At 67.8% G+C, this 12,337-nt stretch carries 11 protein-coding genes; 2 read left to right on the top strand and 9 right to left on the bottom strand.

The features are described from left to right. Position 1 precedes the first annotated feature (1 nt). From C0J29_RS11195 to C0J29_RS11185, 3 genes are all read right to left on the bottom strand, one after another. On the bottom strand, positions 2–727 hold the full coding sequence (locus tag C0J29_RS11195; RefSeq protein WP_120792361.1) for a coiled-coil domain-containing protein: 726 nt from the start codon (positions 725–727) through the stop codon (positions 2–4). A 92-nt stretch (positions 728–819) separates the two neighbouring features. Continuing rightward, positions 820–1,299: a dihydrofolate reductase gene (locus tag C0J29_RS11190; protein WP_120792360.1), complete on the bottom strand. Its 480-nt coding sequence runs from the start codon at positions 1,297–1,299 to the stop codon at positions 820–822. Beyond that, complete coding sequence (locus C0J29_RS11185; RefSeq protein WP_065044999.1) at positions 1,296–2,096, bottom strand: thymidylate synthase; 801 nt, start codon at positions 2,094–2,096, stop codon at positions 1,296–1,298. Before C0J29_RS11185 ends, C0J29_RS11190 begins: the two co-directional genes overlap by 4 nt. Before the next feature lie 337 nt (positions 2,097–2,433). Here C0J29_RS11185 and C0J29_RS11175 point away from each other — a divergent pair, with 337 nt between their 5' ends. Further along, positions 2,434–3,171 carry a dienelactone hydrolase family protein gene (locus C0J29_RS11175; RefSeq protein WP_120792358.1) on the top strand — a complete coding sequence of 246 codons (738 nt, stop codon included), beginning with the start codon at positions 2,434–2,436 and terminating at the stop codon, positions 3,169–3,171. Between the two features lie 9 nt (positions 3,172–3,180). Here the strand turns inward: C0J29_RS11175 and C0J29_RS11170 are convergent, their stop codons facing one another. Genes C0J29_RS11170 through C0J29_RS11160 form a run of 3 tightly spaced genes read right to left on the bottom strand, consistent with a single transcriptional unit; the run spans position 3,181 to position 6,226 of the window. Continuing rightward, complete coding sequence (locus C0J29_RS11170; RefSeq protein ID WP_120792357.1) at positions 3,181–4,272, bottom strand: acyl-CoA dehydrogenase family protein; 1,092 nt, start codon at positions 4,270–4,272, stop codon at positions 3,181–3,183. Continuing rightward, positions 4,269–5,453, bottom strand: a complete 1,185-nt coding sequence (locus tag C0J29_RS11165) for an acyl-CoA dehydrogenase family protein (RefSeq protein WP_120792356.1) — start codon at positions 5,451–5,453, stop codon at positions 4,269–4,271. The genes C0J29_RS11170 and C0J29_RS11165 overlap by 4 nt, the downstream gene beginning before the upstream one ends. Further along, the gene (locus tag C0J29_RS11160; protein WP_120792355.1) at positions 5,450–6,226 is read right to left on the bottom strand and encodes an SDR family oxidoreductase; all 777 of its coding nucleotides are present in this window, start codon (positions 6,224–6,226) and stop codon (positions 5,450–5,452) included. Before C0J29_RS11160 ends, C0J29_RS11165 begins: the two co-directional genes overlap by 4 nt. 80 nt (positions 6,227–6,306) lie before the next feature. On the opposite strand from C0J29_RS11160, the gene C0J29_RS11155 reads away from it, so the two are divergent. Beyond that, a complete protein-coding gene (locus tag C0J29_RS11155) occupies positions 6,307–6,654 on the top strand; it encodes a PE-PGRS family protein (RefSeq protein ID WP_120792354.1) in 348 nt (115 codons plus the stop codon). Between the two features lie 11 nt (positions 6,655–6,665). On the opposite strand, the gene C0J29_RS11150 is transcribed toward C0J29_RS11155, so the two are convergent. From C0J29_RS11150 to C0J29_RS11140, 3 genes are all read right to left on the bottom strand, one after another. Then, complete coding sequence (locus tag C0J29_RS11150) at positions 6,666–9,917, bottom strand: acetyl-CoA carboxylase family protein (RefSeq protein WP_120792353.1); 3,252 nt, start codon at positions 9,915–9,917, stop codon at positions 6,666–6,668. A gap of 22 nt (positions 9,918–9,939) precedes the next feature. Beyond that, positions 9,940–11,025, bottom strand: a complete 1,086-nt coding sequence (locus C0J29_RS11145) for a PPE family protein (protein ID WP_120792352.1) — start codon at positions 11,023–11,025, stop codon at positions 9,940–9,942. A gap of 156 nt (positions 11,026–11,181) precedes the next feature. Then, entirely contained in the window at positions 11,182–12,318 is a 1,137-nt protein-coding gene (locus C0J29_RS11140) for a PPE family protein (protein ID WP_120794676.1), read from the bottom strand. Positions 12,319–12,337 lie beyond the last annotated feature (19 nt).

Genomic DNA, 12,337 nt, shown 5'->3' with positions numbered 1-12,337 from the left:
GTTAAGCCGTCCTGACTTTGCGGTCCAGCGTGCCTTTGGTGGCCGACTGGTTGCGTTCCGCGTGTGCCGACTCGAGCGCGGCGGGCACCGGTTCGAGGTCGCGGTAGACGCTCATCAGCTGCTCCAGCACGTTGATTCGTTGCTGGGTCGCCTCGTCAACCGCACGGTGGGCCTGGTCACGGTAGTGGTCGGCCTCCTGCCTGGCATCGGCGAGGAGCTGGTCGCGTTCCTGCTGGGATTGCCGCCACGCCTCGTCGATCTGCGACTCAGCGCCCGCGCGCATGTTTGCCAGTTCGGACTCCTGCTTTGCCTTGGTCTCGTCGTACTCGGCTTGCAGAGCTTTCAATTGCTCAGCCATCTCCGCCAGCTGCTCCTTGGACTTCTGCTGCTCGGCTTGCACGTCGGCCTCGGCCGCGGTGATCAGCGCGTCCGCCTCCGTGCGCGCCTCGGCTTGCATCTGCGAAACCTCGTCTACCGCACGCCTGAGCATCTTGGCCATTCGCTGTTGCATCGCGTGCGGCGAGGGCGAGGTGTCGGTGAGTAACGCCACTTCCTTGCGCAAAGCGGCGACCTCGTCACCGGATTCGCGCAGGCGCGTCCGCAGACTTTCGACGTCGTCGCGCAGCAACCGCTGCTTGGTGGTCAACACCTCGATGTGTGCGTCTACCGCGGCCTGGTCGTAGCCCAGGAACTTCCGATTAAAGGTCTTTACGGGTTCGGTTACCACTGTCTATTCCCCCTTCTAGCCATGCTTGATACCCGGTGAGACCGCCCCCAAGCCGAGTATGTCAGCTCAATCGGTCGCGCAGTCGGGACCGATCACGGACGGAAGTAGCTGTGAAACCTGTAGCGCAACCCTGCGCGGCTGACCTGCCACTCCCCTGTTTCACCCTGCCACGTGTCGTCGAGCACCGGGGCCAGCGCGTCTTCGTCGTCGCGCGGCAGATCGATATCGACCTCGGTGACCTCGCACCTGCTCGCCTGCGGTAGCGCCAGCGCGTAGATCTGACCTCCACCGATCACCCAGGTCTCCGAGTCGGTGAGGGCTTTCTCGAGCGAGTCGACCACTTCAGCGCCGTCGGCCGTGAAGCCGCTCCGGCTGAGCACAATGTTTCGCCGGCCGGGTAGCGGCCGGAAGTTCGGCGGCAAAGATTCCCAGGTGAGCCGACCCATGACCACCGTGTGCCCCATGGTGATCTTCTTGAAGTGGGCCAGATCCTCCGGCACTCGCCACGGGATATCACCTCCGCGCCCGATCACACCAGATGTCGATTGAGCCCAGACCAGGCCTAACTTCATACGGCTACTGGGGCTTTGATCGCGGGGTGCGGGTCATAGTTCTTTACGACGACGTCCTCGTAGGTATAGTCGAAAATTGAATCCCGTTGTGCAAGAACCAATTCGGGGTAGGGGCGCGGATCGCGGGTCAGTTGCAGAGCGACCTGCTCGACGTGGTTGTCGTAGATGTGGCAGTCGCCGCCGGTCCAGACGAAGTCCCCGACGTCCAAGCCGGACTGGGCAGCCATCATGTGGGTGAGCAACGCGTAGCTGGCGATGTTGAAGGGCACGCCGAGGAACAGGTCGGCGCTGCGCTGATACAACTGGCAGCTCAGGCGGCCGTCGGCGACGTAGAACTGGAAGAACGCGTGGCATGGCGGCAGCGCCATCTGCGGGATTTCGCCGACGTTCCACGCCGAGACGATGATGCGCCGCGAGTCCGGGTCGGTGCGCAAGAGGTCGAGTGCGGCGCTGATCTGGTCGATGTGCTCCCCGGTCGGGGTGGGCCAGGATCGCCACTGTACGCCGTATACTGGCCCGAGATCCCCTGTCTCACTTGCCCATTCGTCCCAAATGGTGACGCCGTGCTCTTGCAGCCAGCTGACGTTGGAGTCGCCGCGCAAGAACCACAGCAACTCGTAGACCACCGACTTCAGATGCACCTTCTTGGTGGTGAGGAGCGGAAAACCGGCCGACAGGTCGTACCTGATCTGGCGGCCGAACAGGCTTCGGGTGCCGGTGCCGGTGCGGTCTGATTTCGCCGTGCCCGTTTCGAGAACCTGACGCAGTAGGTCTTCGTACGGCGTCGCGATTGGCACGGGGCTAGCTTAGCGGCGATCGCAAGCGCGGCGAAGCCGGGCGCGCGGGTCGCCGCCACCGGACCCAGCGGCGATCGCAAGCGCGGCGAAGCCGGGCGCGCGGGTCGCCGCCACCGGACCCAGCGGCGATCGCAAGCGCGGCGAAGCCGGGCGCGCGGGTCGCCGCCATCGGACCCAGCGGCGATCGCAAGCGCGGCGAAGCCGGGCGCGCGGGTCGCCGCCATCAGACCCCGCGGCGATCGCAAGCGCGGCGAAGCCGGGCGCGCGGGTCGCCGCCATCAGGCCAGCGGCGACGCCGCTGAACTCGCCTGGTCGGCGACGGAGTAGAACGGAAAACATGCCGAAAATCACCGACAGCGTCATAACCGCCGACGGCACCTGCCCCGTCAGCCTGTTCACCCCGGACGGTGCCGGCCCCTGGCCGGGCGTGGTGATGTTCCCCGACGCCGGCGGGATGCGCGACACGTTCGACCAGATGGCGGCGAAGCTGGCGGGATTCGGTTATGCCGTGCTGCTTCCCGACGTGTACTACCGCGAGGGCGACTGGGCCCCGTTCGACATGGCCACCGCGTTCGGTGACCCGAAGGAACGCGCCCGCATCATGTTCATGCTCGGCACCGTGACGCCGGACCGGATCACCCGTGACGCGACTGCTTTGTTCGACTATCTGGCCGGGCGCCCCGAGGTCCGCGGTGAGCGCTTCGGTGTGTGCGGTTACTGCATGGGCGGACGGATCTCGGTGCTGCTGGCGGGCCGCCTCCCGGAGCGGGTTGCCGCGGCGGCGTCGTTCCATGGCGGCGGGCTGGTGAGCGATCACACGGACAGCCCGCACCTGTTGGCCGACAAGATGAACGCCCTGGTGTACGTGGGCGGCGCGGAGAAGGATGCGTCGTTCACCGCCGATCATGCCGAGCAACTCGAAAAGGCGCTGACGGCAGCGGGCGTGCGGCACACCATCGAGTGGTATCAGGCCGGCCACGGGTTCGCGGTCCCGGACAATCCGCCCTACGACGTCGCCGCTGACGAGCGGCACTGGGCGGCCATGACGGAAACGTTCGCCGCGGCACTCGCCTAACGGCGCCCTCTAGCTGACCGGCAGGTCGACCAGGTCGGCGAGTCGGGACCGGTGCCGATAAGCAGTGCCGAACGCCAGCTGGTCGCTCTTGGCCCGCTTGAGGAACAGGTGCGCGGGATACTCCCAGGTCATGCCGATGCCGCCGTGCAGCTGGACGCACTCCTCGGCGGCGTGCACCGCCGCGCCGCTGCAGTAGGCCTGCGCGAGAGACGCCGCGATCGCCGCATCGTCATCACCGCGGGCACAGGTGTCGGCGGCGTAGCGAGCGGCCGACGTCGCAGAGCTGACCTCGAACCACAGGTCCGACAGGCGATGCTTGATCGCCTGGTACGAGCCGATCGCGCGACCGAATTGCTTGCGTTCCTTCACATAGGCCAGAGTGGTGTCGAAGCACCACTGCGCCACTCCGAGTTGCTCGGAGGCGAGCAGAGCCGCGCCCGTCTGCAGGGCCGCCGCCAGCGCATCAGAGCCGGCGCCCACGAAAGTGGAAGCGGCGCCGGAGAATTGGACGTCCGCGAGGGGTCTCGTCATGTCCAGGGCCAGCCGCGGTGACACCTGGACGCCTGCGCCGTCGCGCGAAACCGTATGCAGCTCAACCCCGTCCGCGCCCGCGACCGGCACCACCAACATGTCGGCCTGGGCAGCACCCGCCACACTGGTGACCTGCCCGGTCAAGCCGTCGGCACCGACGGCGACGCCGGTGACCCCGTCCCAGGGCGCGGTCGACAGCGGCACCACCAACGCCGCGGTTACCTCACCGGACGCCACACCCGGCACGGTTTCGGTGTCCCCGGCCCGCAACAACGCGACGGTGGCGAGCACCGCACTGGACAGGAACGGCACAGGCGCCACCGCGCGGCCGATCTCCTCCATAACGACGGCGGCCTCGCGGGCACTGGCACCGGCTCCGCCCAGTGACTCCGGTACCAGCAGGCCAGCGACGCCCAGCTCGGCGGCCAGCGTGCGCCAGACCGCGGAAAAGTCTTGTGGCGGTGCGCCATAACATCTGGTCACCGATTCCAGGGAACACCGGTCGGCGAACAACTGCCGGACACTGTCGCGCAGCGCATCCTCGGTGTCGGAGTACAGGAGGTCGCTCATCGGGGCAGGTCTTTCCACGCGACGGCCTTATCCACGCGATGCTCGCCGGGCAGACCCAGCACCCGCTCGGAGACGGTGTTGCGCAGAATCTCCGAGGTGCCGCCCTCGATCGAATTGCCCCTCGCGCGCAGGTAGCGGTAGCCGGGCTCGCGACCGGTCAGGTCGACGGTTTCCGGCCGGCGCATGGTCCAGTCGTCGTAGCTCAGCCCCGCCTCACCGTGCAGCTCGATCTCGAATCCCGAAATCGCTTGCGCTATCCGGGCGAAGGCAATTTTCATGCCGGCACCCTCCGGTCCGGGCTGACCGCTGGCCGCCTGCTGGCGCAGCCGCTCGCCGGTGAGGCGCAGCACTTCCGCGTCTACCCACAGCCGCATCAGTTCGTCGTGCATGGCCGGATTGCGCAGTGCCGCATCACTGCGCCAGGCTTTCGCGACCTTCCCGATGTGGTCGCTCTCGCGCGGGGTGCCGGCGCGCGAACCGATCGCGACCCGCTCGTTGTTGAGCGTGGTGGTGGCAACCCGCCAGCCGCCGCCTTCCGGTCCGAGCCGGTTGTCGTCGGGCACCCGGACGTCGGTGAGGAAGACCTCGTTGAATTCCGCTTCGCCGGTGATCTGGCGCAATGGCCGCACCTCGACGCCTGGTTGGGTCATGTCGCACAGAAAGTACGTCAGGCCCGCATGTTTCGGCACATCGGGGTTGGTGCGCGCGACCAGGATCGCCATCTGCGCGTGCTGCGCCTGCGAGGTCCACACCTTCTGCCCGTTGACCACCCACTCAGCACCGTCACGTACGGCGCGGGTGGCCGCGGCTGCCAGGTCCGATCCGGCACCCGGTTCGCTGAACAACTGGCAGTAGATCTGTTCACCGGTGAACAACGGACGCAGAAACTTTCGCTTCTGCTCGTCGGTTCCATAGGCAACGATCGTCGGCGCGGCCATGCCCATGCCGATGTAATTCTTCTCGGTGCCCCCCATGGGCGCACCCGCGGCAGCCAACTGCCCGTTCACCCGCTCCTGCGCGGTCCGCGGCAGTCCCAGCCCCCCGAAACCGACCGGTAGCTGCACCCACGCGAGGCCCGCGTCGTACTGAGCTCCCAGGAAGTCCCGCGGCGCGGTGGTGGCCGGGTCGTGCTCGTCCAGCAGATCCCGGACGAGCGCATCCAACTCGGATTCGGTGGTCACTGCCGGCCGCCGGACTGGAAGCCCTGCGCCTGCCCCAGCAGCAGGCCACCGTCGATCACCAGCGTCTCGCCGGTGATCCAGCTCGCCGCATCCGAAACCAGGAACGCGACCGCGCCGGCCACGTCGTCGGGCTCGCCAATCCGGCCCAGGGCGATCGATGACGCCAGCGGATCTTCGTTGTCCTTCCACAGCGCCTCGGCGAGCCGGGTGCGCACCACGCCAGGGGCGATGGCGTTGACCCGGATGCGAGGTGAAAGTTCCAGTGCGAGTTGCTTGGTCACGTGGATCAGCGCGGCCTTGGTGGCGTTGTACAGGCCCATGGCCGGGGACTGGTGCATGCCACCGATCGAGGCGGTGTTGACGATCGCGCCGCCGTGCTCCCCCATCCCCGACTTGACCACCAGCGACGTCCACAGCAGCGGCGCCCAGAGGTTGACGTCGAAGATCTTGTTGAAACGGGCATGGTCCTGGTCGATCAGTGGACCGAAGGCCGGGTTGGTGCCGGCGTTGTTGACCAGAATGTCCACCCGCCCGAACCGCTCGAGGGCGAGATCGACGCAGCGCCGCGCTGCGTCCTCGTCGACCGCATGCGCGCCCACCCCTAACGCGCGGTCGCCCACCTGCGCGGCCGCCGCATCGGCCGCCTCCTGCTTACGGGCGGTCAGCACCACGTTGGCGCCGGCGTTCGAAAGCTTCTGTGCAATCGCCAGTCCGATGCCCCGCGAGGCACCGGTGACGATGGCGGTGCGGCCGGTCAAATCCAAAGAGGTCATGTGCTTACGCCTTCTGTTGCTTGGAGAAAAGGCCCGCCTGGTGCAGGTTTGAAAATTCGCTAACGTGGTACGCGATTTGCATGTTAGCGAAATCACATCTCCTCAAACCACTGGTGGTGGCCGGGGCTGTCGCTACAGCGATTGCCGCGGCGCCGATGGCGACGGCTGACGTTGTAGCGGCCGGGCCGAGCACCACCAGTACCGGAATCACTCACTTCGTCCCGCTCGACCCGGGCGGCGGCGGCTGCGACCCCAATGGCAACTGCGGCTCCGGCGGCACCGACAACGGACCCAACGGCGGCCCCGGCGGCCAGGGCTGCATCCCGGGCGTCGGCTGCGGCAACGGCGGCCAGTTCTGGGGCCCGGGCGGCGTTCCCGGCGGCGAGGGCTGCCTCCCCGGCGTCGGTTGCGGCTCCGGCCACGCCTGATACCCCTGACGTCAGCGGTCTCGGAGCCTGGTGATCCAGGCCCGGGACTCGGCGGGGTCTATCACGTCGTCCAATTCGAAGGTGGTGCCGGCGCGCAACGCCTTGCCGTGCTGGTAGGCGGCCGCAACAAGCTTGTCGAACAGCGCCTGTCGTTGTGTGTCATCCGCGGCCGCGGCGAGTTCCTTGCTGAAGCCAAGGCGCACAGCGCCTTCCAGACCCATACCACCGATCTCTCCGGTGGGCCAGGCGACGGTGAACTGTGGCGCGCGGAACGAGCCACCGGCCATGGCCATCGCACCCAGGCCATATCCCTTGCGCAAGATGATCATTCCGAAGGGCACGGTCAGTTGCGCCCCCAGAATGAACATCCGGCCGAAGCGCCGCACCGCCGCTTCCTTCTCCGCCTCCGGACCCACCATGAATCCCGGCGTGTCGCAGAGCGATACCACCGGCAGCCGGAACGACTCGCACAGTGTCAGGAAATCGCCGACCTTGTCGGCCGCCTCCGCGTCGATGGCACCGCCGAGGTGATGGCTGCTGTTGGCGATCAAGCCATATGCCACACCCTCGACCCGCACCAGCGCGGTGACCACGCCGACTCCGTAGTCGGGTCGCAGTTCCAGCACTGAACCGACATCCACGATGCTGCCGATCGCCCGGTGCACGTCGTAGGCGCGTAACCGGTTCTGCGGCACCACGTGCCGGGCCAGACGTGGATCGGGTGCCGCCCAATCCGCCACGGCGCCCTGGAAATAACCGAGATACTGTTTGGCCAGCGACACCGCGTGCGCTTCGTCGCGGGCCACCAGGTCCACCACGCCGTTGCGTCGCTGCACATCGATCGGTCCGATCGCCTCGGGCGGATAGACCCCCAGCCCGCCGCCCTCGATCATCGCCGGGCCGCCCATGCCGATGTTGGCGTCCGGCGTTGCGATGATCACGTCGCAGACCCCGGCCAGCGCGGCATTGCCGGCGAAGCACCGTCCGGAGACCACCGATACCAGCGGGACTCGCCCGGACAGCCCGGCCAGCATGCGGAACGTGGGCACATCCAGGCCGGCCATGCCCCCGACGTCGGTGTCACCCGGCCGTCCACCGCCGCCCTCCGCGAAAAGCACGACGGGCAAGCGCTTTCGGACGGCCAGTTCGAATACCCGGTCTGTCTTGGCGTGGTTTCGCATGCCCTGTGTCCCGGCCAGCACGGTGTAGTCGTAGGACACGACGACGGCGCTCGCTGACTCCAGCCCGAAGCGATCCGCACCGATGGTCGCCAGGCCGGCGACCAGGCCATCGGCCGGGGTATTTGCGATCAGGTCTTCTTCGGAACGTCTGCTGCGCTGCGCGGCGATCGCCAGCGCACCGTACTCCACGAAGCTGCCCGGGTCGACGAGGTCGGCGATGTTCTGCCGAGCCGTGCGGCGACCCAGCTTGTGCCGCTTGGCAACCGCGGCCGGACGCCCCTCGTCGAGCGTCGTCCGGTGCCGTTGCCAGACCTCGTCGAGATCGTCGCGCGGACGGTCGAGATCGACTGCTGCCGAGGTCGATTCACCGTCGGACCCGGATCCGGTCCGGGTGAACACCACCAGCGGATCCCCGGTGCCGACCACCTGGCCGGGGGTCACCATGATGCGAACCGTGCGCAGCGCATCCGAAGCGGTCAGCACGTGCTGCATCTTCATCGCCTCCAGCACCACCACCTGCCCGCCGGCGCCGACCTCCGCGCCCTCGGAGATCACCTCGACCACGGTGCCGGCCAACTGAGCGCGCAGCACCTCCTCGCCCGGGTAGAGCTCGACCGCGACTTGGACGTGGTGCTGTCGCTGGTGTGTGGTCGCCGCGGCGGCCAGCTTCGGGAGCTTGTCATCCAAGAAGGTGGTCGATACCGGACCGCGCTGAAATTCGTTGTCCGACAACAGCTCCTGCAGAACGCTGAGGTTGGTCGGGACTCCTTCGATGCGAAACTCCCCCAGGGCCGTGTGAGCCTTGCGGACTGCCGCTGCGAACGACGTGCTCCGCACGTGGGTGACCACCTTGGCAAGCAGCGAATCGTATCGCGGACTGGGCGCCAGGCCCGGCCGTCCATAAGTGTCGACGCGCACTCCCGGACCGGTCGGCGGCGTGAACACGGCCAGGGTGCCGGCGCTGGGCAACACCGAGCCGTCCGGCCCGAACGTCTCCATGTTGACCCGGGTCTGGATCGCGATGCCTGCGGATGGGGCGGGCTCACCGCCGACTTCGGCTCCGTCCGAGGCTATTCCAGCGGGGATCGGAAGTTCCTCGAAGGAGGCCCCCTCGGCGATGGCCAGCTGGACGGCGACCAGGTCGACGCCGGTAACCGCCTCGGTGACGGTGTGTTCCACCTGGATACGCGGATTGATCTCGAGGAAGACGAAGTCTTCGCCGCTGACCAGGAATTCGACGGTAGCCAGTCCGCGGAGCCCCACCCTGGCACAGAGCCGGGCCGCCGCCTGATGCAAGCGGTGACGCAGATCGTCGGAAAGGTGCTGGGCCGGGGCGATTTCCACCAATTTCTGGTAACGGCGCTGGATGCTGCAGTCGCGATCGCCCAGTGCCGCGGCACGGGTTCGGTGTGCCTCTGACGCAGAAGAGGAAGCGGCGACGATCTGTACTTCGATGTGCCGCGCGTCGGCGCGCAGTTCTTCGGCGAACAGTGCCGAGTCACCGAAACCGAGTTGCGCTTCCGCGGCGGACTGGCGGTAGGCGTCGTCGATCTGGTCGATGCGGTCGACCCTGCGCATTCCGCGCCCACCGCCGCCGGAAAGGGCCTTGAGCATGATGGCGCCGTCGCAAGCATCGAAGAACGTGCGCACGTCTTCGACGCTGCTCGGCCCCTCGGTGGCGGCCAGCACGGGAACGCCGGCGCCGATCGCCGCGTCGCGCGCCGAAGACTTGTTTCCGACCAGATCGAGGACTTCGGCGTCCGGACCGACGAACACCAGGCCCGCGGACGCGCAGGCGCGGGCGAATTCGGAGTTCTCGCTGAGAAAGCCGTAGCCGGGGTGAATCATCTTCGCGCCCGATGTCTTCGCGGCGTCCAGGATGGCGGCCTGATCGAGATAGGCGGCTACGCCGTTGCCTGGCAAGGCAATCGCCTCGTCGGCCGCATGAACATGAGGGCTTTCGGCGTCGTCCTCGGCGTAGACGGCGACGGTCCGCGAACCGAGTTCGGTTGCGGTGCGGATGATGCGGAGGGCGATCTCGCCGCGATTTGCGATCAGGACATCGCGCGGTGGTGGCCGCATAGGGCACAGCGTACGACCCGGCTCAGACGATGCCTTGCCTGGGCATCACGATCGGCTTGACTCCGTATCGCGGTGCCGCGACGGCACGACCGCGCCCGGCCGACACGGCCCAACCAGGGGCAACCGCTTCCTGGTGTTCGTCCTGCTCGGGCACCGCCCAGTACGTGCCGTTCACAGCCGGCTTAGCGGCCCGCACGGGTGCCGAATCGGACCAGCTTGCCGGCACCGACAGGCGACCCACCGTATGCGCCTGGCCCAACCCCCCAGCCGTCGGGGTAGGCCTCACTGGATGCGCCGCCGCGACCGGCTTGGCGGCCGAGTCGGCGAACTCCTCCACACCGGCGTCGTCATCGCCGCTGTTGGTGCCGATCTGGCCTATCGAGTAGTCGTAATACGTCGCCCGGTTGTGATCGAACTCGTCTGCCCACCACAACTCGGCTTGATCGAACTCGACGAACAAGTCCAGCAACGTCGAGCCCGTGTCATCCACGGCGCCCGGGGCGGCGAGGCTCTCGACTGCCGCCGGGCCCCGGCTGATCAGACTGCCGAGGGCCGCCTGCTGCATGTTCGCGAGTCCGACCGGACTCGCAGTGGGCGACGGGCCGGCGAGCGGATCCAGTTGTCCGGCTGCGGCGGCGGATGCCGCATAGCGGTACATGGCCGCCGCGTCACGGGCCCACATGTCGCTGTAACGCGCCTCGACCAGGGCGATGGCCGGTGTGTTCTGCCCGAGGGTGTTCGTCGCTGTCAGTGCGGCCAGCTGCGCCCGGTTGGCCGCCACCTCAGCCGGGGGAACGGTCATCGCAAAGGCCGTCTCGTACGCGGCCACCGATGACATGGCCTGCGCCGCCGCGCGCGCCGACGATTCGGCAGTGCACGCCAGCCAGGCCACAAACGGCCGGGCCGCGGCCGCCATCGACAACGACGCGGAGCCGACCCAGGATTCGGTGCTCAGGCGTTCGACGACGGAACCGAAAGAGGAAGCCGCGGTGCGTAATTCATCAGCGATGCCGTTCCACGCGGCCGCGGCGGCCAGCATCGGCGCCGGGCCGGCGCCGGCGTACATGCAGGCCGAGTTGAACTCTGGCGGTAGGGCTCCAAAATCCAATAGCGAATCCCGTTTTGTTGTGGGTCCATTGGGCGTCCGGGCGCGCTACGGCACCAACGACCCCCAGACCACGTCGGCAACCGGTCGGGTGAATTTTATCCGTGGTGAGTTAAACGCCTCTGTCCAACTCGGCGTTCTCATAGAGACTTCCAATGATCAGACAACGACGTGCTTGGGCATGACCACCGGTTTGAACCCGTAGCGGGGCCCGGCGACGCCGCCTTTGGGCGCCAGCGCCATCCCGGGTGCGCCCGGTACACCCGCCACAGCGCCTGCTTCCTCGGGCACCGCCCACCCGCTGCCCTCGGCGGCGGTCGCACCGGCGGTGATGGCGGGCGCCGCCGTGGACCAGCTTGCCGGTACTGAAAGCCCACCGACGGAGGACGCTGCGCCCAGCAGCGGCGCCGTCCCCGCGCCAATCGGCGTGACCGCATTCGCCACGGCTGCTGCGCCTGCGGAGCCGATCCCCGCGGCCGCCCCGGCGGCGGGCAGGGTGTTCAGGGTGTGCTGCAGGAATACCGCGGTGGTGATCCCGGCGGTGGTGAACCATCCAGCGGTGTTGACGGCGCCGTTGATGGTGTTCTGCACGAACGGGATAGCGAGCAGATCGGTGATGCTCTGCGTGACCGAGTCCAGAGCCGCAGCGTCCGCTGCCGCCGGAGAGGCCAAGCCGCCCACGGCACTGGGAATGCTGCCGATCAGGTTGTTCAACCCGGCCTGCTGCACGGCCTGATTGACCGCTGCGGCCTGTTCCGCCATTCCGCCGGGGTTGGTGACCTGGGCGGGCGGCGCCAACGGGTTCAGCTTTCCGGAGGCCCCCGACGACGCGGCATACCCGTACATGGCCAGCGCGTCCTGAGCCCACATTTCGCCGTAGTGCGCCTCCGTGGCTGCGATGGCGGGGGTGTTCTGTCCCAGGATGTTGGTCGCCACCAGCATGGCCAGCAGGGCCCTGTTGGCGGCCACCTCGCCCGGCGGCACCGTCATCGCATACGCCGTTTCGAATGCCGCCGCGGACGCGACAGCTTGCGCACCCGCCAGTGCCGTGGACTCCGCGGTGTAGGTCAGCCAGGCCAGAAAGGGTTGGGCTGCCGCGGCCATGGACAGCGAAGCGGGGCCCAGCCACTGCTCGGTGGTGAGCGCGGTGACCACCGATTCGAACGCATCCGCGGTTGTACTGAGCTCGACTGCCAGTCCGTTCCACGCCGCGGCGGCCGCCATCATCGGCGCTGCGCCGGCACCGGTGTACATGCGAAGCGAGTTGATCTCTGGGGGCAATGTGCCAAAGTCGATCATTGTCAATCCTTTCCGG

Origin of the sequence: Mycobacterium paragordonae, from assembly GCF_003614435.1 — a bacterium.
GTDB classification, from domain to species: Bacteria; Actinomycetota; Actinomycetes; order Mycobacteriales; family Mycobacteriaceae; genus Mycobacterium; species Mycobacterium paragordonae.
This window is presented reverse-complemented; position numbering and strand designations above follow the sequence as displayed.

What these genes read in the sequence shown, in the direction of transcription:
- C0J29_RS11175 (WP_120792358.1), top strand. Translation starts at nt 2,434, where the DNA reads ATGCCGAAAATCACCGACAGCGTCATAACCGCCGACGGCACCTGCCCC.
- C0J29_RS11170 (WP_120792357.1), bottom strand. Translation starts at nt 4,272, where the DNA reads ATGAGCGACCTCCTGTACTCCGACACCGAGGATGCGCTGCGCGACAGT.
- C0J29_RS11150 (WP_120792353.1), bottom strand. Translation starts at nt 9,917, where the DNA reads ATGCGGCCACCACCGCGCGATGTCCTGATCGCAAATCGCGGCGAGATC.
- C0J29_RS11190 (WP_120792360.1), bottom strand. Translation starts at nt 1,299, where the DNA reads ATGAAGTTAGGCCTGGTCTGGGCTCAATCGACATCTGGTGTGATCGGG.
- C0J29_RS11160 (WP_120792355.1), bottom strand. Translation starts at nt 6,226, where the DNA reads ATGACCTCTTTGGATTTGACCGGCCGCACCGCCATCGTCACCGGTGCC.
- C0J29_RS11155 (WP_120792354.1), top strand. Translation starts at nt 6,307, where the DNA reads ATGTTAGCGAAATCACATCTCCTCAAACCACTGGTGGTGGCCGGGGCT.